Below are 26233 nucleotides of genomic sequence, written 5' to 3'. Positions count from 1 at the left end.
TTTAAAAAAGCCCGCCTTGTATGGAGCCTTTTATTTTCCCCAAATGCTTATAAGCTAACTCGGTGACTTCGCGACCGCGAGGGGTGCGCATAATGAAGCCTTGCTGGATGAGGAAGGGTTCGTAAACTTCTTCAATGGTTTCGGCACTTTCGCTTACGGCTGTGGCCAAGGTGGTAATGCCTACGGGACCGCCTTTAAATTTGTCGATAATGGTACTTAGAATTTTGTTGTCCATTTCATCTAAGCCATGAGCATCTACGTGGAGTGCTTTTAAGGCAAACTTAGCTATTTTGATTTCGATATTGCCATCGCCTTTTATTTGGGCAAAATCGCGTACGCGACGCAACAGGGCATTGGCAATACGTGGAGTACCCCTACTGCGGCCTGCTATTTCTACGGCGGCTTCCATAGTAATGGGAACATCTAAAATGGAGGCACTACGCTGAACAATGGTTGTAAGGAGTTCGGTATCGTAATACTCTAAACGGCTTTGGATACCAAAACGGGCACGCATGGGTGCTGTTAACAATCCGGAGCGTGTGGTGGCACCAACCAGTGTAAAGGGGTTTAAATTGATTTGTACGGTACGGGCGTTAGGGCCCGACTCGATCATGATGTCAATTTTATAATCTTCCATAGCGGAATACAGGTACTCTTCTACTATGGGGCTTAACCTATGAATCTCGTCTATAAACAACACATCGCGCTCCTCAAGATTGGTAAGTAGTCCGGCCAAATCGCCCGGCTTATCTAATACGGGACCTGATGTGACCTTGATACCTACATTTAATTCGCTTGCTAATATGTGCGCTAGGGTTGTTTTTCCTAATCCTGGGGGACCGTGAAAAAGGGTGTGGTCTAACGCTTCGGCACGTAAGTTTGCTGCTTGAACAAAAATTTGAAGGTTTTCCAACACTTGTTCTTGACCTGTAAAGTCATTAAACGCCAAAGGCCTTAACTTTCTTTCTACGTCTAGCTCTTCGGGTGAAAAATTTTCGTTTGTTGGATCTAGGTTTTCATTCATAACTACGCAAATATAACGAAAAAGCCTTTCTAATATGGAAAGGCCTTTTCTTTATTTTGGTTGGGTTAATGGTTTCTTGTTAATTTAAAATGGTAAACTCACAACGCCTGTTAACTTCATACGCTTCATCGCTGCACATGCCTTCTTTTACACAGTTGTTAAGCGGTTGTGTTTCGCCATAGCCCTTACTAACTAAACGGCTTCTTTCTATGCCTTTACTTACTAGATATTCTAAGGTAGAGGCGGCTCTACGCTCTGATAATTTTAAGTTGTAGGCATCTTTTCCACGGGCATCGGTATGTGCTGAAACTTCTACTGACATGGATGGAAACTTTTTCATGATGGCCACTAACTCGTCTAAAGTGCTTGCGGCATCTTTTCGTATGTTGGAACGGTCGTAATCGAAATAAATCTTATCTAACTGTATTTGTAAATCGCCTTGTTCATTTTCTTTTACGCGTTCTTCTACATCGGCATAGGCCAAGAGCTCTATATCGATATTATGGTTGGTGTTGTTATTGTTGGTACTAAATGTTAAGGTTTCGGGTATGTATGCTTTTAGGACACCACGTACTTTATAGTCCTTATTGGCTTCTAGCTTAAAGGTATAGGTTGCGTTGGGATCAACAGCAACTTCTTCTAAGATGTTGCCCGAGGCATCTAATAATACTACGGATGCGTCTGGCAATAAGGCTTTGCTATTTTTGTTTTTTACGGTTCCTTGTACGGTGTGCTTGGTCATTCTTGTAACACTGTAAAGCTTATCGTGCCTGCTTCTATTTGAGGATACAAATCCTTTATTATCTTGTTCTTTTATGGTAAAGGCAAAATCGTCTAGGCTACTGTTTATGGAACTTCCTAGATTAATGGGTTTGCTAAATTGCCCTTTTGCCATATCGCTTTTAAAAATATCTAAGCCACCAAACCCTTGATGCCCATTTGATGCAAAATACAAGGTGTTTGTATTGCTTATATAGGGAAACTGCTCACGGTGTATGGTATTGATTTCTGGACCTAAATTTTCGGGTGTTCCGTAGGTGCCATCTTCATTTACTGCTACTTTGTAGATATCAAAACCCCCAATAGTGCCCGGCATGTCACTGGCAAAATAAAGTGTTTTACCATCTTTGCTTAAACTGGGGTGCTCGGTACTGTAGTTGTTTGATGAAAAAGGCATTTCGGTAACGTTTGTCCATGTGCCATCTACCTTTTCGGCCTTATATATCTTAATGTGTGCTACACGCTTCCCGTCTACATTAACACGCGACTTATTGGTTCTATTGAAATACATGGTAGTACCGTTGCTGCTAAATGTGGCATTACTTTCGTGGGAATTGGTATTGATAGTTTCTGGAAATGGTGTGATATTTTCTAAGGTCCCCTTATTGGACAAGGTGGCGGTGTACAAATCTAAATACGGTAACTGGTTCCATGCATAGGAAGGGTTATCGGTATTTCTGGTAGATGCGAACGCCACTTGGTTGTCGCCATAAAAAGCCAGGCCAAAGTCGCTGCTTGCGCCTTCATTTTGCAAGTCGGTTAATTTAAAAACATAGGGGGATGCTTTTTCAATCTGCTCTTTAAACTCGGGAGTACTCTGGGTTTGATTATCGTATTTACTTAACTGAAAATCTGCTTCGCGATATTCTTCTACACCTTTTAGTGCTTGCGCATACCTAAAATGGTATTCGGCACTCACAGCATCGCCAAAGGTTGTAAACAACTCTCTATAGGTTTTTATAGCATATTCTAAGTTGGTACTATAATAATAGCTGTCTGCTAAATTTTGAAGGGCCTCTTGTGTACGGTCACCGTTTTCATAAATCTCGGCTGCTTCTGGATAAGCACGCATTTCAAAAAGCTTATCGGCCTTCTTGGCATTGCTTTTTTGGGCCAGTGCCATACCACTAACTAGTAAAAGGCTTGCTAAGGCACCTTTTATTCTGTATATTTTAAACTTTGAACTCATAACGCTGAATTTTAACTATTAAAAGAATCTAGGTGAACGATCGTATCCCCCTTTCAGGCCTAACAAGTCGATATCGAACAATACGAATATTTCATGCGATCCTGAATTATAACTTCCTAAATTATTTGTTGTAAAATCGTAGGCATAGCCTATTTTTAAGTCTGGCGTTACCCTAAAGCTTAACAGACCACTTATGGCATCGTCTAAACGGTAGCCCAAGCCTGCTTCTACTTTTTCGTGTATTAGCACATTGGCTGTTATATCTAAAGCTAGTGGTGCACCACTAACTGATTTTGCCATAAAAGCTGGTTTTAACTTTAGATTGGGATTAAGGTTGAATACATAACCCCCGGTTAAAAAGTAGTGTACGCTTTCTACCCCTGTGGCTCTAATACCGTTCTCGGTTTCTAGGTGCTTTGTGGTTAGCATGTTGGGTGCCGATAACCCAATATAATAGTTATCGCCAAAGTAAAAGGCGCCAATCCCTAAGTTGGGAAAGGTTTTGTGAACGTTTTCGTTAAATGCTAAATCGGTTGATGGGCCTCCTGACTGTAAGTTGAAATCATCAAAATTAACATCAAAAAACGTAAAGCCTGCTTTGATACCAAAGGACAATTTAGATGTTGCTCCTACTGGCAATACATAGGCTACATCGGCATAGATGTTATTTTCCTGAACAACATCGCCAATGTTATCGTTGGTAAACGATATGCCTGTTTCTATGCGTTCGCTTAAAGGGGTATGAGCAAAAAAGGTGCCTGTTTTGGGCGCGCCTTCCATACCTACCCATTGGGTTCTATAAAGCCCCCCTAAGTTTAAAATAGCCAAATCTCCTGTGGCATATGCGGGGTTGATAACGCTCATATTATACATATACTGTGTAAATTGAGGGTCTTGCTGTGCAAAGTTTTGAAACGACAGTAGCATTATACTTATTAAGACAGCTATTTTATAATATATATTTAAAGTTTTCATCTGTATATATTTGTTTTATCTATAAATTATCTGCTTAAGTATAAGCGTCCTTGTTCTGGTTTTGTGGTACCATCATTAAAATTGAAAATATAATAATAAACACCTACTGGTAAATCGCCACTCCCTATGGTTCGCGATTGGTTAGACTTACCATTAAAACGTGGTGTTGAGGCATTGCCCTTGTAAACAATGTTACCATAGCGGTTATAGATCTCTATTTCAAAATTCGGGTACAGTACGTCCAGATTATCGTAATCGTAGGTATCGTTTACACCATCACCATTAGGTGAAAACCCATCTGGCAAGGCTATTTTGCCACAGTCTGATACATCGGGCAGTACTGCTAAACGCACACTGCTCTCACAACCTGATGCAGCATCTATAAGTGCCGCATAATAGGTGGTTGCATTGGCCAGTGTGGTTGTACTGCTTATTACTGTACCTCCTGTTGCCGAATCGTACCAAACAACATTATTGGCGGCTTGATTGTATTCTGCTATGTTAAACGTTAGGTCGTTAATAGTTGGACCGTCATTAATACAATAGGTCATCCCTGCATCTGCTAAAGTTGGTGTTGCTGCATCGTTAACGGTTACATCTACCTGTTCACTAATGGACGACTCACAACCGGAACTATTGGTTTGTGTTACATAGTAATCTTCACCATCTACCAAGGCATCGGTGCTGCTCAATACGGTTGTTAAAGCGGCATCGGCATACCAGGTTACGGTTCCTGTAGGACGAATGGCATCGTCTAAATCGGCCACGGTGGGGTTATCAACTCTACAATAAGCAGGGCTAGCATCTACTACCACTACAGGTGGGGTATCATCAACCGTTACTGTAATATCTGCACTGGCATTGGTTGCACAAGGCCCTGTGGCGGTTACGGTATAGGTGTACACGCCTGCAGTATCTACACTTGGATCGAATACGCCTGTACCACTAACTAAGGCTGGAGACCAAGTTCCTCCTGCTTGTGCTGAAGTTCCTAAAAATGTAAATAAATCTGTTGGTCCGTCTTTAACACATATTAATGTTGATGTATTAGTACCTGCATTGGCTGCTTGTGTTACGGTTACAACTACATCACTACTAAAACTGCCGCAGGCATTTGTTAATGTATATGTGTAGGTACCTGGGGCATCTACCAAAGGATCAAAAACCCCTGTGCCACTGGCCATGACTGGTGACCAAACACCACCTACATCGGCAGGGCCAATAAGGGTAAATAAATTGGTAGTTCCTTCACTGCTACACGCATCTAAAGTACCATCGGTTCCAGGATTTAAGGGCTCTTCTATAGTAACTGTTATTATGGTACTGTCATCTGTACATGGTGCCGAGGCTGCTACATAATATGTAAATTGGTACGTTCCAGCTGTTAATCCCGTGGCATCTAAGGTACTACCAGATACGGCTCCTGTACCATCGGTATCTTGCCAAACACCACCCGCGTTTTGTGTACCATCTAAGCCTGTAAATAGGTCTATATTGGTGGCATCGTTACAGGCTATAATACCTACGGCATTCCCTGCATTGGGTGTTGTATAAATGGTGGCTATTACTTCTGTTCTTATTGATGATTCACAACTTGAAGTTGCATCGGTTTGTGATGCGTAGTAGGTTTCACCATCTACTAAAGCGGTGCTGCCATCTAAAGCAGTACCTCCTGTGGCATTATCATACCATTGTATATTGGTTCCTGTCGCAACTAACTCTGCTATTGTAGCAGCATCGCAAAACGCTTGCGGTGAGGTTGCTGTTGGTGCAGGGGTATCGTTTATAATAATACTTACTGTTACATTAGCATCATCACAACTGCCTATAGCATCTACATCAAAGGTAAAATTATAGGTGCCTGCTGCCAGACCATCTATAGTAACAGTGTTGCCAGTTAGGGCTCCTGTACCATCATCATCGTTCCATGTCCCTGTTTGGTCTTCGCTCTCTAATAAATCGAAAAGGTTTACGGTTTGAGCTGAAGTGATATCGGATATACAAAATTCCATAGGTGTATTGGGTGTTCCAGATTCTGGAGCATCTTGTACAGTAACCACAACTGTTGAACTGTTGGTACAGCTATTGCCATCTGTTATGGTATATGTAAAATTGTAGCTGCCTATAGCTAAAAGGGTTAAGTCTACATCGCTCCCAGTTAAGGCACCTGTTGTATTATCATCAGTCCATACTCCTCCTGCATCTTCTCCTGTTAATTGTGCAAATAAATCTAATGGCGAATTTGATACTAAATCATTTTCGCAGAATGTTGCAGGTATGGGCGTACCCGTATTAGGTAATGGATTGATTGTAACACTAACGGTTACCAATATGTCATCACAACTACCAATGGCATCAACATCAAAAGTAAAATCATAGGTTCCTGCAATATAACCTGAAAGGTCAACTGGGTTTGTTATGGCTGTACCTGTATTATCGACCCCTACGTACCAAGTACCTGTTTGATCTTCGTTGTCTAAAAGATCAAACAAATCATAGCTTGAGGGTGCAGCAGCTTCACAAAACTCTGGAAACGTTGAAACAGGTGTTCCAGATTCTGGAGCTGGTGCGATGGTAATGGTAATGGATTCGGTATCGGAACACGCACCATTATCTATGGTGTAATTATATGTATACGGACTTCCGGCTACGGTGAATCCTGTAATGTCTATGGGGTTGGTTACGGTAGCATTGCTACTGTTGGTCCAAGTGCCACTGTTGTTGTCCTGTGACCCATCTAGAGCATTGAATAAATCGAAAGGCGAATTACTCGCCAAATCATTTTCACAAAAGGTTTGGTTAACGGCTGTGCCTGCGTTGGGATCTGGCAATACAGTTACTTGAACGGTTGTAGATTCTTCAGCACAAGGTGAAGGTGCTAAATTTTGTGTATAGGTAAAATTATAGGTTCCTGGAGTAAAACCTGTTAAATCTATCGGACTAGTCACTATAGGATCAGTACTTGTAGTACCTTGTGTCCATTGTCCATCAGGGTCTTCATTATCCAATAGTGAAAACAGATCGAAACCTGATGGTAAATTGGCTTCACAAAACATGGCAGGGTTCGCTGCGGAAGGTGTTCCTGATGTATTGTTTTGGTAAACGGTAATGGTTACTGAAGCTCCTGAATTTGGACAAATACCCCCACCAGATACTGCATAGGCAAATACATAAGTGCCCGGTGTGGTTAATGTTGAAATATTAACGGTACCTAAGTATCCATTGGTTGTGGTTAATGGTCCAGACCATGTTCCTGTGGTATCGGGTGATCCTCCTAATGCATCGTACAGATTAAAATCTGCTGAAGGGAGGTTATCGTTACAATATTCTAAAAATGCAGGAGATCCTGGATTTGGTGTAGCATTTACGCTAACAGTAACGGGCATGGGGTTGCTTACACAAAACACATCGTCCAACTGAATATAATAGGTTTCACCATCTATTAAAGGCTGTAATAAAGACAATGCTGGCTGAATGGGATTCCCAAAGGCATCTAAATCATCATACCAATTATAGTTGGTTTCTGTGGTTCCTGGGGTTAAATCGCCCACCGTTGGGTTATCGGCCTCGCAAAACTCTTGGTTGGCTGGAGGTGCTGGATCTGAAGGTGCATTGAACACCCCTACTTGACCAATTTCTATTTGGCTTCTACAATTACTACTATCTACAAATACAATGAAGTAATTTGATGCGCCACTAGGAATGGCATCGGTTGTATTGGCTTGGTTGGTTAAATTATAATCGTAAAAAATTTCTACGCTACCACCTACGGGAATACTCGATTGCAATACATCATCTATGTATGTTTGAATGGTAGCGTTTTCATTACTACAATAAATACGATCTAAATTTTCTCCTGAATCGCTTATTTGAAAACTGACTGTAATGGGGGTTCTTGCTCCACAAGCTCCTGTATTGTCATCTGCATAGTAAGTACCCTCCATAACCAATTCGTTTGGGTTGTATGTACTTCCCCCAGTACTGGTCGAATACCAAACAATACCGCCACCTGTATCGGTAGCATAGTCGGCACTTAGATTGTTAAATGTGTAGCCTGAAGCATCACATATGGGAGGTGGGGTTGAATTTGATATTGTGGGACATTGAGCATCTGAAAAAGCTACCCAAAACAATATCAAAACATAAGATGCTATTTTAAATAGAATCTTTAGCGTAGTTTTTGTTATCATAACTTAACTATATTAAGAATAATGTTTCATCTTTTTTGCTCTATGTTGAAAATACTCCTACAACAAATAGCGATGCAATTTAACTGATTTTTTTGTATTTCAACGAGTTTTTTTAAATTATTTTGTATTTCATCGAAAATTTATGCATTTAAACACAAAAAGCTCTCATGTTACATGAGAGCTTTTTGTATGTATTTAAAATTGTTTTTACTTCTTAATGCTGCAATTCTTCTTCACCTTCCTTTAGCGGAATGTTTTGAGGCACGAAATCTTCGTCGTGTCCTGGTTTACTATAATCGTATGCCCAACGATAAACGTGAGGTATCTCACCTGGCCAGTTACCGTGCATATGTTCTACAGGAGCCGTCCATTCTAAAGTTGTAGATTTCCATGGGTTTTGAGTAGTTCGCTTTCCATAAAATATACTAGCAAAGAAATTGTATAAATACAGTATTTGAACTACGCCTCCTATTAAGGCAAATATTGTTATAATAACATTTACATTGGCTAAGTCATCAAATAATGGGAAATTACTGTTGGTATAGTAACGCCGTGGTAAACCTGCCATTCCTATAAAGTGCATTGGGAAAAACACCCCATAAGCACACACTGCTGTAACCCAGAAGTGGATATAACCCAAGTTTTTGTTTAACATTCTACCAAACATTTTAGGATACCAATGATAGATTCCTGCAAACATGCCATATAATGCCGATATACCCATTACTAAATGGAAGTGGGCTACTACAAAATAGGTATCATGAACATTGATATCTAAAGCACTGTCCCCCAGTATAATCCCAGTTAGACCTCCTGTTATAAACGTTGAAACGAATCCAATGGAAAACAACATAGCTGGATTCATTTGTAGGTTTCCTTTCCATAGCGTGGTTATCCAGTTAAATGCTTTTACTGCTGATGGGATGGCAATCAATAATGTTGTAAATGTAAATACCGATCCTAAGAATGGGTTCATTCCTGAAATGAACATATGGTGCCCCCATACAATGGTTGATAGAAAAGCAATGGCTAAAATCGAAGCTATCATAGCGCGGTAACCAAAAATTGGTTTTCTAGAGTTTGAGGCCATAATTTCGGAAACAAGCCCCATAGCTGGCAATATTACAATATATACCTCGGGATGGCCCAAAAACCAAAATAAGTGCTCGAACAATACTGGCGAGCCACCTTGATAGTGCAATACTTCACCTTGAATGAATATATCAGATAAGAAAAAGGATGTTCCAAAACTCCTATCCATAATCAATAACAACGCCGCTGATAACAATACTGGGAAAGATACCACACCAATGATTGCTGTAATAAAGAATGCCCAAATGGTTAAAGGTAATCTGGTCATAGACATCCCTTTTGTACGTAAGTTTATAACAGTTACAATATAGTTTAACGACCCGAGTAATGACGATGCAATGAAGATAGCCATAGATACCAACCACAGGGTCATACCCATACCAGAGCCTCCTTGTGCCATTGGTAATGCACTTAATGGCGGATAAATGGTCCATCCTGCTGCTGCAGGCCCTGCTTCTACAAATAGAGACAACACCATAACAACACTAGACAGGAAGAACAACCAGTAGGATACCATGTTTAAAAACCCTGAAGCCATATCGCGAGCCCCAATTTGAAGCGGAATTAATAAGTTACTAAATGTACCACTTAAACCAGCGGTTAATACAAAGAATACCATGATGGTTCCGTGTATGGTAACCAAGGCTAAATAAATATCGGCATCCATAACGCCTTCTGGTGCCCATTTACCCAATAGTGCCTCAAATAACACGTTAGGCTCTTCTGGCCATGCAATTTGCATACGGAACATCATAGACATTATAACCCCTATAACTCCCATAATGGTACCTGTAATAAGGTACTGCTTAGCAATCATCTTGTGGTCTTGACTAAATATGTATTTAGTTACAAACGTTTCTTTGTGATGATGTCCGTGGTCGTCGTGAGCGTGCGTATCTTCGTGTGCTGACATAATCTTATATCGTGTTTACTTTATTAAATTAGTTAATTAGAGAGTTCTTAAATTCTTTTTGCTCTTTTATCCAAGCGTCATATTCCTCTTGGGTTTCAACAATAATTTTCATCTGCATATTGTAATGTGACTTACCACATATTTTATTACACAGCAATAAATAATCGAACTCATAGCGATCTAATGCCTGTTCTCCTTTAGCTATTAAGGCTTCACTTTTTTCTACTCTTATACGGTTAATGTTTGCCACTTTTTCAATCATTTCTGGGCTCTGTCTCATCTCAGCAGTTGTAACTGTTGGTGTAAACCCAAACTGAGTAATCATCCCTGGCACACAGTTCATTTGTGCTCTAAAGTGAGGCATATATGCTGAGTGCAGTACATCTTGGGAACGCATTTTAAACAATACGGGACGCCCTACGGGTAAGTGCAATTCTTTGGTAATAACATCATCCTGTGCATTAGGATCAGATTCATCCAAACCTAATACATTGGCTCTATCTATATCGATTAAACGCACATTGGATTTCCCTAAAGTGTTATCGGCACCACCATATCTGGCAGTCCAGTTAAATTGCTGTGCATATAACTCTACTACTAATGGATCTTCACTTTCATCAACCCCCATGATATTAATCCATGTATTAAGACCATAGATGATCAATCCTGCCAATACAATAACGGGAATAATAGTCCAAATCGCTTCTAACTTATTATTATCTGCAAAGAACAAAGCTTTCTTACCCTTTTCTCCTTTATATTTGAAAGCAAAATAGTGCAATAAAAACTGTGTAACAGTTTGCACAAAGAAAATAATGATTAAGAATACAATCATCAAATTATCGATAGTTGGGCCATGTTCTGAAGCTGAATTGGATAGTAATGGTAAATCACCCCATTTTACAAAACTTACAATTGTAATGATATAAATGAACGCTAAAAAGCCCATCATTAAATATCCATTGATGGTATTATCCTTATCGTTGGCAACTTGAGTGTTTTCTGTTTTAGCCTGTGCTAAATCAAAAATCTTTATCATTTGCCATATGGCAACTAAAATAAATACTAAAACTATAATTGTTAATAAAGCAGTCATTGTTATCGTTCGTCTTTATTTAAATCTTAATTAATAATGAAATTCTTCGCTTTCTTTTCTAAAAGGATATCCTTTTACCAATAATGGTGCTTTTGTTAAAGCTGTAAACACTACAAATATGAATAACCCTGCAAACAGTAAAACCGAACTAATTTCTGGAATCCCTATAAACCATCTATCTCCAACGGTAGCTGGCATAATCATATTGAAAATATCTATATAATGCCCGGCTAAGATGACTAAACCTGTCATAACAACAAACCAAGGGATACGTTTATAATCTGCATTCATCAACATTAAAATTGGGAACACAAAGTTCATAACCACCATTCCTAAGAACGGTAATTTGTAATCGTTGAAACGTGACACAAAATAGGTTACCTCTTCTGGAATATTAGAGTACCAAATCAGCATAAATTGTGAGAACCATAAATAGGTCCAGAAAATACTCATGGCAAACATAAACTTCGCTACATCGTGCAAATGATTTTCATTAACAAATTCCAAATAACCTCGAGACTTTAAATAAATGCTCATTAAAGCAATAACGGTTATACCACTTACAAACATACTGGCAAACACATACCATCCAAATAACGTAGAGAACCAGTGAGGGTCTACACTCATAATCCAGTCCCAAGACATCATAGACTCGGTATAGATAAAGAATACCAAGAACCCTGCTGCAATACGGAATGATTTTTTGAAGTTTTTATTATCCTCGGCAGTATCTTGCGCAATAGAGAACTTACGTGCAAAATGACGATAAAGGCTCCACCCTCCTATAAATATTAAACCTCGAATGGTAAACCCCGTTAGGTTTAACCAACCTGATTTGCCTTCTATTAACTTATCGTGTGCAACAACATCGGGATCCATCCATACAAATAGATTGTAGTGGCCTATGGTACCTGATGCTATAGCTATTAGTAAAACGATTAGAGCACCTGGCAAAACAAAAGACGTAATGGCTTCCATAACTCTAAACAGTACAGGCGACCACCCAGCTTGAGATGCTATTTGAATAGCATAAAACGCTAACACCCCCAAGGCTATCATCATGAAGAAAAAGGCAGCCACATACAATGCAGACCAAGGTCTATTTGCAATTTGGTGTTGCACGTGTTCTGCATGGGCATCATCATGATGGGCATCTTCAGCATGTGTATCATGGGCATCGGCTTCAACAACATGTGCTGCTTCTGCTTCATGACCACCCCCGTGGTGCGATGCCTCTTCGGTAAGTAATGTTTTTACTTCTTCTAAAGATTTATGAGATGTCATAAAACCATATCCTACACCTAACAATCCTAAAACCATTAGAATGATAGAAAAAGTCTTTAATTTATTTGAAAATGTATACATGTCTATATAATCTTATCGTCTTACTTTTCTAAATCTGCTTTAAGTTTCAATACATATGAAACTACTTGCCAACGTTCTTCTTCTTTTAGTTGATTTGCATAAGAACCCATAGCATTTTTACCATAATAAATGGTATGGTAAATACTGCCTTCAGTAATGGCTCTACCCGCATCATCATAACTTGGAATACCAAGAATTTTTTCGCGCTTTACTAAGTTGCCTTGGCCGTCGCCCTTGTTTCCATGACATATACCACAGTAAATATCATATAATACTTTGCCGCTTTCTAGGTCTACCAGAGTAGAATCTAATGGACTCTTTAATGTCGCTTTAGCCAATTCGTAACCTTCGGTAGAGTTTTCAATATCAAAAGGCACAAACCCTCTTGCAATTGACCCTTCTGCTGGCAACTGCGCTTCTAGTCCATCTTTAAATGCTGCTTCACCGTAAGTTTCATACCCTGCAGATTCATACATATTAGGCATGAATTGGTAGTTTGGCGCGGTATCGGTTTTACATGATACAGCTACTAAAACGACTGCTAATACTACTATTTTAATTAAGCTCTTCATCTCTTATTAATGCGCTTTATCAATTAAATTAATCTCAACTGCTCCAGTTTCTTTAAGCAAACTTTCAAGTTCTTTTTCATTTCCAGCAACAGCAATCTCCATTAAAAAGTGATCATCGGTTGTTCTTGGATCTGGATTTTCCGCGTTTTTAAACGGCCACATTCTACTACGTAAATAAAATGTAATTACCATTAAATGCGCAGCAAAGAACACCGTTAGCTCAAACATAATAGGCACAAAGGCTGGCATATTCTCTAAATAGCTAAAGCTAGGTTTACCTCCTATGTTTTGTGGCCAATCTTTAATCATAATGAAATTCATCATCACAATAGCCACGGTTAATCCAACTAGGCCATACAAGAATGCTGTAATGGCTATACGTGTTGGTGCTAAGCCCATCGCTTTGTCCAATCCATGAACTGGAAACGGTGTATATATTTCTTCAATGTGATGCTTTTCGGCCTTAACCTTTTTAACAGCCGACATCAATACATCATCATCCGTATAAATAGCGTGAATTACTTTAGATGCTTCCATTGTCTACGCTTGGTTTTTTTTGTTTTTAACTTTATCTCCAGAGGTTCTTTCATCGGCTCCTGTTCCTACCAAACTACTGCCTGCTTCTCTAAGTTTCTTATAACGTTCTCCAGATGATTTCAAAATAGTTTTCACCTCAGCCTGTGCAATTACTGGGAATGTTCTTGAGTACAATAAGAACAATACAAAGAAGAATCCTATGGTTCCTATAAAAATCCCGATATCTACAAAAGTTGGTGAGAACATGGTCCATGATGAAGGTAAGTAATCTCTATGTAACGACGTTACGATGATAACAAAACGCTCAAACCACATTCCTACGTTTACCACTATGGAGATAAAGAATGAGAACATAATACTGGTTCTTAATTTTTTAAACCACATAAACTGTGGAGAGAATACGTTACAGGACATCATCATCCAATAAGCCCACCAGTAAGGTCCTGTAGCTCTATTTAAGAAAGCATACTGCTCGTACTCCACACCGGAATACCAAGCAATAAATAATTCTGTAATATAGGCCACACCTACTATAGAACCTGTAATCATGATTACAATGTTCATCAATTCAATATGTTGTACTGTAATATAATCTTCTAGGCTACACACTTTACGCATAATAATAAGCAACGTGTTCACCATTGCAAATCCTGAGAATACCGCACCTGCAACAAAATAGGGTGGGAATATGGTGGTGTGCCAACCTGGAATGACCGACGTTGCAAAGTCAAAAGATACAATGGTATGTACCGAAAGCACCAAGGGTGTTGCTAAACCAGCCAATACTAATGACACTTCTTCAAAACGTTGCCAGTCCTTAGCACGTCCAGACCATCCAAAGCTTAACAATGAATATATTTTCTTTTGAAACGGCTTAATAGCACGGTCTCTTAACATCGCGAAATCTGGTAATAGCCCTGTCCACCAGAATACCAACGATACTGATAGATATGTTGAAATTGCAAATACGTCCCAAAGTAAAGGCGAGTTAAAGTTTACCCATAACGAGCCAAATTGGTTTGGTATGGGTAATACCCAATAGCCTAACCACGGACGGCCCATATGTATAATTGGAAACAAACCTGCTTGTACTACTGAGAAGATGGTCATCGCTTCAGCAGAACGGTTAATGGCCATTCTCCATTTTTGGCGGAACAATAATAGTACAGCAGAAATCAAGGTTCCTGCGTGACCAATACCAACCCACCAAACGAAGTTAGTAATATCCCAAGCCCAACCTACAGTTTTATTTAAACCCCAAGTTCCAATACCAGTAGATATCGTGTAAATGATACATCCAATTCCCCAAAGAAACGCTGCAAGTGAAATACCAAAAACTATCCACCATTGTTTATTTGCTTTTCCTTCAACAGGCTTTGCTACATCCACAGTAACATCGTGGTATGATTTTTCGCCTGTAACTAAGGGTCTTCTAATAGGTGCTTCGTAATGAGACGCCATATTTAATTGTTTAATTGTTTATAGAAGTTTATTAGCTTATAGGTTTATGAGTTCTTTACTCTAACTTTCAACTTTTAAACTTTTTACTTTCTAACTTTATTACTTATTATGCTTCGGTTGTATTTCTCACTTTTGTTTGATACATCACGTTAGGTTTTGTTCCCACGTGCTCTAATAAGTGATACATACGGTTATCTTCTTTAAGTTTTGCAACTTTACTTTCTTTATCATTAATGTCTCCAAATATCATAGCTCCACTACTACAAGCTGCAGAACATGCTGTTTGGAATTCACCATCCTTGATTTCACGTCCGTCACGCTTGGCGTCTAGAATGGTTTTTTGTGTTTTTTGAATACACATTGAACATTTCTCCATAACGCCTCGAGAACGTACTACAACATCTGGATTCAATACCATACGTCCTAGGTCGTCATTCATGTGGTAATCAAACTCATCATTACCATTGTAAAGGAACCAGTTGAAACGACGTACTTTGTACGGACAGTTGTTAGCACAGTATCTTGTACCTACACAACGGTTATACGCCATGTGGTTTTGCCCTTGACGCCCGTGTGATGTTGCCGCAACCGGACAAACAGTTTCACAAGGGGCATGGTTACAGTGCTGACACATTACAGGTTGGAACGCTACTTGAGGATTCTCTGCAGCATGCTCCATTTCACTAAATTCACTTAAGGAACTTCCTAAACCAGAAATGTTCTCTTTTTTCTCATCATCCCCAAGGAATGACTCTTCAGATGAATAATACCTATCTATACGCAACCAGTGCATATCACGGCTACGACGCACTTCTGTTTTACCTACTACTGGCACGTTGTTTTCAGAGTGACAGGCAATTACACATGCCCCACACCCTGTACAAGCGTTTAGGTCTATCGATAAGTTGAAGTGGTGACCTATAGAACGATCAAACTCGTCCCATAAATCTACATCAGGAGATGTAACGGGTGTTTCTTCATGATTTAAAGATACCACAGGAATAGCATTCCAATACTTTTTATCTTTAGTATTGAAAATTTCTAGTGTGGTTTCTTTTATAATGTCGCCACGTCCCATTAGTGTATTGTGCAGTTGCACACAAGCAAATTCATGCTCGCCTTCAGCTGGCTCAATAGATACACTTTGAACGTTGTTAAAATCTTGATATAATGCATAGGCGTTTACACCTGTTTGCATTTCTTCTTTTAGTCCTTTTGTTTTTCCATAACCAAATGCCATACCAACTGATCCTTTGGCTTGTCCGGGTTGAATCATTACTGGAACCGTAACAGTAGTTCCATTAACCGTTACATTGGCATAACTTCCATTTAAGGCACCGTTTGCAACATGCTTATTCATTAAGCCTTTTTCTTCGGCATCCGCTTTAGAAATGGTTAAATAGTTATCCCAAGACGTTCTTGTAATGGGGTCTGGAAATTCTTGTAACCACGGGTTATTGGCTTGTTGCCCGTCTCCCATACCTACTTTGGTATATAAGGTTAATTCCAATCCGTTAGACTTAGCTGACGCTGCTAAAGCATTGGCTGCATTTCCTGAAGGCATTGCTGCTGTCTCTTCTACATCATTTGCTGTATCTTCAGTTTCTGTAGCAATAGTACCTTCATAAACACCATCGTGCAGAGCTTGGTTGAAAGAAGAACCTCCCAAAATGCTCACTCCCCAAGTATCTTTAATATAGTCGTGGTAAGTTGCATCGTTACCCGTCCATTTTAATAAAGCCTCTTGGAATTGCCTGGTATTGAACAACGGACGAATAGTCGGTTGTGTTAAAGCATAAGCACCTTTTTTAAACTCTACATCGCCCCATGATTCCAAATAATGTGGTGTGGCTGCTATATAATCTGTTTCTGAAGATGTTTCATCAGCTTTCATTGAGAACGCTACAGATAATTCTGTTTTCTTTAATCCTTCGGCAAAGTCTGAAGCATTCGGCAAGGTATAAAGTGGGTTTACACCACTCATAATAATGGCACCAACCTTACCAGCCTTCATATCGGCTACTAAAGCTGCAACAGCTTTATCATTACCTTGTCTTGTTTTTATAGGTGTCTTTGGGTCGAATGCTTTACTCGCCAAAAATGTATTTATTTCTAAAGCAACAGTTTGTGCGTTTACATCTTGAATACCTGTAACTACAACACCTTTACTACCAGCTTTCTTTAACTCGGCAGCTGCTTTTTTAACGGCTGTTTCTACAGCTTCTGGTAGACTTCCTGATACAGATCCTCCTACCACATAACTATATAGTTTGGCTAAAGCTAATTTTTGTTCGCTAGGTGTTAATGGCACACGTTTATCGGCATTGGCACCTGTTAAAGACATATTCGATTCAAATTGGATATGTCGTGACATTTTACCATGGTCTGGAATTCTATTTTTAGAATACCCAGCATCAAATCCGCCACCTTGCCAATCACCTAAAAAGTCAGCTCCAACCGATACAATTGTCATAGCTTTAGAGAAATCGTAATCAGCCAAACCACGTTCGCCATATTTAGCCTGGTAAGCATCCAATGCTGCTGATTCTGAAACAGCATCATAAACAACATGACTTACATTACCGTATTTTTCTTTGAACTCAGCAATCAATTTACTGGTTGATGGACTTGCAAAAGTTTGTGTTAATAACACAATGGATTTATTGGCTGCTGCAAGTTCTGCTAATTTTTTACTGGTTTCTGCATCAAACGTACTCCATGAAATGGCTTCACCACCTTTTTTAGGGCCCTGTACCCTTAAGCTATCGTACAATCCTAAAACCGAAGCATTCACTCTGGCATTGGCACTTCCATAAGTGGTTGCCAAAGTATTGTTTTCAATTTTAATGGGACGGCCTTCACGGGTTTTCACTAAAATACTTGCAAAATCAAAGCCGTCTGCAATGGTAGTTGCATAGTAGTTGGAAACACCAGGAACAATTTCTTGGGGCTGTACCACATAAGGAATCGATTTTTTTACTGGCCCCTCACAAGCTGCCAACGATGCGGCGGCTGTAGTAAACCCTACATACTTTAAGAAATCGCGACGCGTTGTAGCTGTAGACTCTAAGGTATCTTTATCTCCTAAGAATTCATCCGTAGGAATTTCAGCTACAAACTCGTTTTGTTTTAGCGTCTCAACAATAGAGCTATTTTCGTTTAGCTCTTCAACACTTTTCCAGTATTTCTTGTTTGATGACATATTTTACTAGTTATTAGTTGTTGGTTATTAGTTATTAGAGTTTTTCCAAAAACTAAAAACCGTTACTTTTATATTTTAATTTATTAATAGTGACATTTACCACATTCCAGACCACCCATTTGAGCCACTGTTAGTTTGTCTACACCATATTTTTTAGACAACTCTGCATGTATCTTTTCATAATAAGCATTGTCCTCTACGTTTACATTGGTGGTTCTATGGCACTCAATACACCAACCCATGGTTAATGGTGCATGTTGGTACATAACTTCCATTTCCTCAACCGGACCGTGACATGTTTGACATTCAACGCCTGCAACCGTAACGTGTTGTGAGTGATTAAAATAAACAAAATCTGGTAAATTATGAATGCGTACCCATTTTACTGGTTGGGTATTGCCAGTGTATTTTTGCTCAGCATCATCCCATCCAGCAGCCTTATATACTTTTTTAATTTCACCATCATAAAATTCTTTAGAATACTCCGGAGATGTTTCACCATTGTATTCATAGATTGATTTATGGCAGTTCATACATATATTAACCGATGGAATTCCTGAAGTTTTACTAACACGTGCTGATGAGTGGCAGTACTTACAATCTATACCATTATCACCTGCGTGTATTTTGTGTGAAAAATGAATGGGCTGTACCGGCTGGTACCCTTGGTCTACACCCACTTGCATTAAATAACCATATACAAAGTATGCACTGGTAAGCAATAAGAATATTGCAAATACAAGCATTAAGAATTGATTTTGCACAAAAGCTTTCCATAGTGGCGTTCTTTTAGTAACCTCTGGCAGTTCTATATTTTGTACTGTTGCAAAACGACGTAATGTTTTGTTTACCAAATAGAGACCAAGCGCCAATAACATGAACAGAATGGCTAAAGCGCCTAAGATAATTTCGTTGGAAATCCCACTAGAGCTTCCACTAGCCTGACCAGCAACTTCTGATCCTGGTGCTGGTGTAGGTGGTGCCGCTTTTTCCTCAGCCGTATAAGCTAAAATATTATCAATATCTTCTTCTGAAAGTTGTGGAAACGCTGTCATAGCTGAACCACTATATTCATCAAAGATTTTATTTCCGTAAGCATCACCAGATTTAATTACTCCTGCACTGTTGTGTATCCAATCGTAAATCCAAGCCCTATCTAAACCTTCTTCATCTGCCAAACGTTGTTCTACATGTCGCAATGCTGGTCCCGTCATCTTTTTATCTAATTGATGACAAGCAGCACAATTGGCGTTAAATAATGATTTTCCTTTTGCTGGGTCTCCTTCTTGGGCCGAAAGAGCAACTGTAAACGCTAAAAAAATAATTAAGCTTAAACCAAGAATGTTTTTACTTAATGTACGGTGAATCACCTTTCTCATATTGTTGGTTATATTAACTTCTAAACTTTGGTATGGTTTTTTCATTACAAAACACAAAAAACCAAGTTATAAAATCTCAGGCAAAAGTAATACTTAAAGTCGATTTTAGAAATGTTAGAGAACTGTTAATTGATAATTTAGAGGGATTCTAAATAATAATAAGCAACCTAAATCTACGTTAATATCGTATACCTTTGTAGAAATATATTTGAATATGAAATCATTGAATTTGAAAACCACCATCTTAAGCCTTTTAATAGCTTTTATTGCCCCTACAGTATGTATGGCACAACAGGGAAACGTTAGCATAAATCAAGATAAAAATATTGTAAAACTACTAAATATTAAGAAGGATATGAACAAAACCGATTCTGATCGGTATAAGATTCAAATATACTCCGGGAACCGTTCTGATGCCGAGGCCTCGCAAAGCCAATTCAACACCCATTTTAGCGAGTGGGTCTCGACCATACAATACGAAACCCCCAATTTTAAAATTTGGGCTGGTAACTTTAGAACACGTCTGGAGGCAGATAGGGCCTTGAAAAAGATCAAACAAAAATTTCCAAGTGCCTTTATTTTCAAGCCAAAAAAAGTTAACTAGAAAAGTATACATATAAAAAAAGCACCGCTTTCGCGGTGCTTTTTTATGGTTAAATTCTATTTTACTTCAGTTTCTTTTTTACTTCAATTTCGTGGAAGGCCTCGATAATATCGCCTTCTTTAATATCGTTGTAATTCTTTATTTGTATACCACAGTCGTAGCCTTTGGTTACTTCTTTAACATCATCTTTAAATCGCTTTAAGGATGCTAGTTCACCAGTAAATACCACCACGCCATCTCTAATAACACGTACACCAGAGCTTCTAAGTATTTTACCATTGGTTACCATACAACCTGCTATGCTACCAACTTTTGATACTTTAAAGATTTCCCTGATTTCTGCTGTACCTGTAATTTCTTCTTTAAATTCGGGTGACAACATGCCTTCCATCGCATCTTTAAGATCGTTAATGGCATCGTATATAATAGAGTAAGTTCTAATATCAATTTCTTCTTTATCGGCTATGGCCCTGGCATTTCCAACAGGGCGTACATTAAATCCAATAATAATGGCATCAGAGGCAGAGGCTAACAATACATCACTTTCGGTAATGGCACCTACGCCCTTATGCAAAATATTAACCTGAATCTCTTCCGTTGATAATTTTTGGAAGGAATCCGTTAATGCTTCCACCGAGCCGTCCACATCACCTTTTAGAATGATATTCAACTCTTGGAAATCGCCTAAAGCAATACGGCGTCCTATTTCATCTAATGTAATGTGACGCTGCGTACGTACTGATTGCTCTCGCTGTAATTGAGAACGCTTGGCTGCTATTTGTTTAGCTTCACGTTCGTCTTCAAACACATTAAACTTATCACCTGCTTGCGGTGCACCGTCTAAACCAAGAATGGATACAGGTGTTGATGGTCCTGCAGCTTCAACATCGTTACCACGCTCATCATGCATGGCCTTAACTTTACCACTGTTTTTTCCAGCCAATACATAATCGCCCACACGTAAGGTACCTGCCTGTACCAATATGGTAGACACATAGCCGCGTCCTTTATCTAAATAAGCTTCTACAACGGTTCCAACAGCTGGTTTATTTGGATTGGCTTTTAACTCTAATAATTCGGCCTCCAGCAATACTTTTTCCAATAGCTCTTTTACACCAGTACCAAATTTTGCCGAGATATCATGGGATTGAATTTTACCCCCCCAATCTTCTACTAACAAGTTCATTTGTGCCAAACCTTCTTTAATCTTATCGGGGTTGGCATCAGGTTTATCAATTTTATTTATAGCAAAAACAATTGGAACACCTGCTGCTTGCGCATGCGATATGGCCTCTTTGGTTTGTGGCATAATATCATCATCGGCCGCAGCTACAATAATCGCTATATCGGTTACTTGAGCACCTCGGGCACGCATGGCTGTAAAGGCCTCGTGACCTGGTGTATCTAGAAACGCTATCTTTTGTCCGTCTTCCAGTTCCACACCGTAAGCACCTATATGCTGTGTAATGCCCCCAGACTCACCTGCAATAACATTTTCTTCACGAATGTAATCCAGTAAGGATGTTTTACCGTGGTCTACGTGCCCCATAACAGTTACTATTGGGGCTCTTGGCTCTAAGTCCTCTTCTTTATCTTCAACAACTTCAATAGATTCCTCTATATCTGCCGTTACAAATTCCACTTGGTATCCAAACTCATCTGCTACAATAGAAAGGGTCTCGGCATCTAAACGCTGGTTCATGGTAACCATCATACCAAGCGACATACATGCCGAAATAATTTGGGTAACCGGTACATCCATCATGGTAGCAACTTCATTGGCCGTAACAAACTCCGTTACTTTAAGAATTTTGCTTTCTGCTGCTTCTTGTTGTAAATCCTTTTCTGTTTGGTCTCTATGCTGATCCCTTTTATCTCGGCGGTATTTAGCCCCTTTTCCTTTAGAGGATTTCCCTTGTAACTTTTCAAGGGTTTCACGCACCTGCTTTTTAACATCTTCTTCGCTAGGATCCTCTTTTATTATAGGACGTCTAGAACCTTGTTTTCCTTTAAAACGATCGTTTCTGGATTTGTTATCGCCCCCTCTGTTATCGGTAGTGTTTGTACCACCTACTTTACTAATACGGCGGCGCTTTTTCTTATTACCACTGGCAGATTCTTTTGGTTTCGGATCTGCTTTCTTATCTTCTTTCTTCTTCTTGGGCTTATTAAATTGTGACAAATCAATTTTATCGCCAGCAAATTTGGGCCCTGAAAGTTTTTGGTATTTTGTTGTTACTTTTTCTTCTGTAATTTCCTCGCCATTTTCATTGGTAATGGTTGGCTTTTTGGGCGCATCTTCTTGCTTGGCTTTAGGCGCCTCTTCTGTTTTTTTACTAACAGGCTTTTCCGCTTCAGGTGCTTTCGCTTCTACTTTTTTGCTTTCAACAGGTGCTTCTTGCTTGGTTTCAGCGGCAGCGGCTTCCTTTTTTGTGGGATTTAAGTCTATTTTACCAACTTGCTTAGGTCCAGAAATTATTTTATCGGCTTTGGCTTTAACAATATCTTCTTTTCTAGCTGCTTCTTTTTGTTTTTCTTCAAGCTCACGCTCACGCTGCTCGCGCAATACCTCTTTTTCTTTAAGCTTAGCTTCCCCAACCTCTTTAGATGCCACTTTTTTGTTAGCATCTACCTGAAACTCATTAGATAGTACTTCATATACATCCGTTGTAATTTTTGTTGTAGGTCGCTTTTCTATATCAATACCTTTGGAATCTAAAAATTCCACAGCACGGTCTAAAGAAATATTAAGTTCGCGTAATACTTTATTTAATCTTATTGTTTCCGCCATAAATCGCCTTTAAAATACTCAAATATATGTTATTCTTCAAATTCTTCCTTAAGAATCCTAATAACGTCTTTAATTGTTTCTTCTTCTAAATCTGTTCTTTTTACTAAATCGTCTACATCCTGCTCTAAAATACTCTTGGCAGTATCCAATCCAGCCTTGCTAAATTCTTCTATAATCCAGCTTTCTATTTCATCTGAGAATTCCGATAATTCCACGTCTTCCTCAGCACCTTCTCTAAATACATCAATCTCATAACCAGTAAGCTGACCGGCTAAACGAATGTTATGTCCGCCTCTACCAATTGCTTTACTTACTTCTTCTGGTTTTAAAATCACTTCGGCACGCTTAGTCTCTTCGTTAATTTTAATGGATGTTACCCTGGCAGGACTTAAAGCCCTGGTTATATATAACTGCAAGTTATTTGTATAATTGATAACATCAATATTTTCATTGCCTAATTCACGAACAATGCCGTGAATTCTGGAACCTTTCATACCCACACAAGCACCAACGGGGTCTATTCTATCATCATAAGAATCTACCGCTACTTTAGCTTTTTCTCCTGGAATCCTAACAACGTTTTTAATGGTAATTAATCCATCAAAAACCTCTGGTATTTCTTGTTCAAAAAGCTTTTCCAAGAATATGGGGGAGCTTCTAGACATAATAATGGTTGGCTTAGCGCCTTTTAATTCCACACTGTCTATCACCCCACGCACGTTATCGCCTTTTCTAAAAAAGTCTGATGGTATTTGCTTTTCCTTTGGCAATACAATTTCATTACCTTCATCGTCCAACAATATTACGGCCCTATGGCGAATATGGTGCACCTCAGCGGTGTAAATTTCGCCAACAAGGTCTTTAAATTGTTTAAAGATTATGGTATTATCGTGTTCATGAATCTTAGATATCAAGTTCTGGCGCAATGCTAAAATAGCACGTCTTCCCAATTCTACAAGCTTTACCTCTTCAGACACGTCTTCACCTACCTCAAAATCAGGTTCTATTTTCCGAGCTTCAGAAAGTGAGATTTCTTGGTTGGGTTCTTCTACTTCACCATCAGCCACAACCACTCTATTCCTCCAAATCTCCAAATCGCCCTTATCGGGGTTTACAATAATATCGAAATTATCATCATCACCGTATTTCTTTTTTAAGGCACTTCTAAATACATCTTCTAAAATCGCCATTAACGTTACACGGTCAATTAGCTTATCGTCTTTGAATTCTGAAAAAGATTCAATTAATGCGATATTCTCCATAACTCTTTTTGAATTAAAATTTAATCATAACTTTTGCTTCTACAATGTCTTCATAAGCAATCTCTGCTTGCTTTTTTACTGTTACTTTACCTTTACCTACAGGTTTAGGTTCACGCGCTTTCCACGCAAGTGTAATATCTGTTTCGGTTGCTTTTACGAGTTTGCCTTCTAAGGTTTCAGAAGCCGTTCTTACTTTTAAGTCCCTATCCAGATTTTTTGTGTACTGCCTTTTATTTACCAGTGGCGCAGTGGCTCCGGCCGACATAACCTCTAGTGCAAAGTCTTCAACTTCCCTATCCAAGTTATGCTCTATGGCTCTGCTTATAAATATACAATCATCTACCAAAACACCTTTGTCGCCATCTATAACCACTTTAATACGGTTATCTGCTTGAATTGTAAAATCTATTAAAAACAAATCAGGTCTTTCAATCAGCGCAGCATCCAATAAATTCTTGACAGTATCTTTAAACATTTTTTATTATAAAAAGAGGGGACTTTCCGTCCCCTCTATACTTAATCTAGCCTTTCAACGGTGCAAATATATAACATTTTATTGATTTTTAAAGTAATATTTCATAATTTTAGATACACTAACTACTTATGACATTATGAAAAAAATACTCGTTCCCACCGATTTTTCAACACAAGCAGAACACGCATTAAAAGTAGCTGCACAGCTAGCAAAGAAACACCATTGTGATATTTACTTGTTGCACATCCTTGAAATGCCTGTTCAAACAATCGATCCTCTTGGCAGTTACAACGAATTGCCCGAAGCCATGTATTTTATGAAATTGGCACACCAGCAATTTAAAGCTTTAAAAGCCAAGCCCTACTTAAAAGGACTAACGCTGCACGAGCATGTTGAATTTCAAGAAATTTTTAAAGGCATTTTTCATGTGTGCAAAAAAGAGCAAATCGATTTGATTGTCATGGGCTCTAATGGAGCCAGTGGCCTTAGGGAAATGTTTATAGGAAGCAATACCGAAAAAGTGGTGCGTACTTCTGAAACCCCTGTACTTGTTATTAAAAATGAGCATCCTAAATTTAATATTAAAACCTTTGTTTTTGCTTCGGATTTTGAAGACGACAATAAAATCCCTTTCCAGAAGGCCTTAGATTTTGCCAAAGTGCTAGGTGCCAACATTCATTTACTTATGGTTAACACCCCCAATAATTTTATAACCACCCAAGAAGCCGAAAAGCAAATAGCCCATTTTATTAAAGGTTTTAATTTAACCGGTCATACGGTTAATATTTACAACGATATAAGTATTGAAGCGGGTATTATAAACTTCTCGAAGTCTGTTAAAGCAGACTTAATTGGTATGAGCACCCATGGCAGAAAGGGTATTTCGCATTTCTTTAATGGCAGTATTAGTGAAGACTTGGTAAACCATGTAAACCGCCCGATTATTACGTTTAAAATTTGATGGTTGGATTGTTAGATAGTTCGAATTTTAGATTATTCGATAGTTTAATGGTTTAGGAGTTTAGAGATGTAGCTCACTATTATGGTTGCAGCGTTTGTTATCCTGAGACTTTTGTTAAATGAATTTAATTAGTGTATAAAATTGACAAATTTAACTAGTAATCCAAGCATCATTTCGATCGCTGTCGAGAGGCTTTAAAATTTAAGCCCTTAAAAACAAAAATCCCAGCCATAACGGTTGGGATTTGCTTTCAATACTGTTGGCCTACTAGGGCTCGAACCTAGACTCTTCTGGACCAAAACCAGACGTGTTGCCAGTTACACCATAGGCCATTGTGTAATTGAGGCTGCAAATTTAAAACAAAG

At 38.9% G+C, this 26233-nt stretch carries 17 protein-coding genes and 1 tRNA gene; 2 read left to right on the top strand and 16 right to left on the bottom strand.

From position 1 onward, the window contains the following. Nucleotide 1 precedes the first annotated feature (1 nt). The 12 genes from ruvB to AC5SR4_RS08135 all read right to left on the bottom strand — a co-directional run bounded on the left by ruvB (nucleotide 2) and on the right by AC5SR4_RS08135 (nucleotide 19775). Nucleotides 2–1024: a Holliday junction branch migration DNA helicase RuvB gene (gene ruvB / locus AC5SR4_RS08190; RefSeq protein WP_495359048.1), complete on the bottom strand. Its 1023-nt coding sequence runs from the start codon at nucleotides 1022–1024 to the stop codon at nucleotides 2–4. Between the two features lie 79 nt (nucleotides 1025–1103). After that, entirely contained in the window at nucleotides 1104–2993 is a 1890-nt protein-coding gene (locus AC5SR4_RS08185) for an OmpA family protein (RefSeq protein ID WP_495359047.1), read from the bottom strand. Between the two features lie 18 nt (nucleotides 2994–3011). Beyond that, entirely contained in the window at nucleotides 3012–3968 is a 957-nt protein-coding gene (locus AC5SR4_RS08180) for a PorP/SprF family type IX secretion system membrane protein (protein ID WP_495359046.1), read from the bottom strand. A gap of 26 nt (nucleotides 3969–3994) precedes the next feature. Next, nucleotides 3995–8158 carry a gliding motility-associated C-terminal domain-containing protein gene (locus AC5SR4_RS08175; protein ID WP_495359045.1) on the bottom strand — a complete coding sequence of 1388 codons (4164 nt, stop codon included), beginning with the start codon at nucleotides 8156–8158 and terminating at the stop codon, nucleotides 3995–3997. 214 nt (nucleotides 8159–8372) lie between these two features. Next, nucleotides 8373–10163: a cytochrome c oxidase subunit I gene (locus tag AC5SR4_RS08170; RefSeq protein ID WP_495359044.1), complete on the bottom strand. Its 1791-nt coding sequence runs from the start codon at nucleotides 10161–10163 to the stop codon at nucleotides 8373–8375. Nucleotides 10164–10191: 28 nt separating this feature from the next. Continuing rightward, nucleotides 10192–11259, bottom strand: a complete 1068-nt coding sequence (locus AC5SR4_RS08165; RefSeq protein WP_495359043.1) for a cytochrome c oxidase subunit II — start codon at nucleotides 11257–11259, stop codon at nucleotides 10192–10194. 30 nt (nucleotides 11260–11289) lie between these two features. Continuing rightward, nucleotides 11290–12624, bottom strand: a complete 1335-nt coding sequence (locus AC5SR4_RS08160) for a quinol:cytochrome C oxidoreductase (RefSeq protein WP_495359042.1) — start codon at nucleotides 12622–12624, stop codon at nucleotides 11290–11292. Nucleotides 12625–12644: 20 nt separating this feature from the next. Then, entirely contained in the window at nucleotides 12645–13196 is a 552-nt protein-coding gene (locus AC5SR4_RS08155) for a c-type cytochrome (protein ID WP_495359041.1), read from the bottom strand. Between the two features lie 6 nt (nucleotides 13197–13202). Then, nucleotides 13203–13733, bottom strand: coding sequence for a DUF3341 domain-containing protein (locus AC5SR4_RS08150; RefSeq protein ID WP_495359040.1), 531 nt, complete (start codon nucleotides 13731–13733; stop codon nucleotides 13203–13205). 3 nt (nucleotides 13734–13736) lie between these two features. After that, complete coding sequence (gene nrfD, locus AC5SR4_RS08145) at nucleotides 13737–15194, bottom strand: NrfD/PsrC family molybdoenzyme membrane anchor subunit (protein ID WP_495359039.1); 1458 nt, start codon at nucleotides 15192–15194, stop codon at nucleotides 13737–13739. A gap of 106 nt (nucleotides 15195–15300) precedes the next feature. Next, nucleotides 15301–18396, bottom strand: a complete 3096-nt coding sequence (locus AC5SR4_RS08140; RefSeq protein WP_495359038.1) for a TAT-variant-translocated molybdopterin oxidoreductase — start codon at nucleotides 18394–18396, stop codon at nucleotides 15301–15303. Nucleotides 18397–18479: 83 nt separating this feature from the next. Then, nucleotides 18480–19775 (bottom strand): c-type cytochrome, encoded by a 1296-nt coding sequence (locus AC5SR4_RS08135; protein WP_495359037.1) that lies wholly within the window; start codon nucleotides 19773–19775, stop codon nucleotides 18480–18482. Between the two features lie 214 nt (nucleotides 19776–19989). Here AC5SR4_RS08135 and AC5SR4_RS08130 point away from each other — a divergent pair, with 214 nt between their 5' ends. Continuing rightward, entirely contained in the window at nucleotides 19990–20379 is a 390-nt protein-coding gene (locus AC5SR4_RS08130; protein WP_495359036.1) for an SPOR domain-containing protein, read from the top strand. Between the two features lie 61 nt (nucleotides 20380–20440). Here the strand turns inward: AC5SR4_RS08130 and infB are convergent, their stop codons facing one another. From infB to rimP, 3 genes are read right to left on the bottom strand one after another with little or no spacing between them, the layout of a single operon-like run. Then, complete coding sequence (infB, locus tag AC5SR4_RS08125) at nucleotides 20441–23170, bottom strand: translation initiation factor IF-2 (RefSeq protein WP_495359035.1); 2730 nt, start codon at nucleotides 23168–23170, stop codon at nucleotides 20441–20443. 29 nt (nucleotides 23171–23199) lie between these two features. Next, nucleotides 23200–24432: a transcription termination factor NusA gene (nusA, locus tag AC5SR4_RS08120; protein ID WP_495359034.1), complete on the bottom strand. Its 1233-nt coding sequence runs from the start codon at nucleotides 24430–24432 to the stop codon at nucleotides 23200–23202. 13 nt (nucleotides 24433–24445) lie between these two features. Beyond that, nucleotides 24446–24907, bottom strand: coding sequence for a ribosome assembly cofactor RimP (rimP, locus tag AC5SR4_RS08115; RefSeq protein ID WP_495359033.1), 462 nt, complete (start codon nucleotides 24905–24907; stop codon nucleotides 24446–24448). 136 nt (nucleotides 24908–25043) lie between these two features. Between rimP and AC5SR4_RS08110 the strand changes: the two genes are divergently transcribed. Further along, nucleotides 25044–25868, top strand: a complete 825-nt coding sequence (locus AC5SR4_RS08110) for a universal stress protein (protein WP_495359032.1) — start codon at nucleotides 25044–25046, stop codon at nucleotides 25866–25868. Nucleotides 25869–26127: 259 nt separating this feature from the next. Here the strand turns inward: AC5SR4_RS08110 and AC5SR4_RS08105 are convergent. Then, nucleotides 26128–26200 (bottom strand) — tRNA-Gln (locus tag AC5SR4_RS08105). Between the last annotated feature and the right edge of the window lie 33 nt (nucleotides 26201–26233).

The sequence above is a fragment of the Aestuariibaculum scopimerae genome (assembly GCF_059428085.1).
The sequence above is the reverse complement of the archived record's forward strand: the minus strand, read 5'-3'. Positions and strand labels throughout refer to the sequence as shown.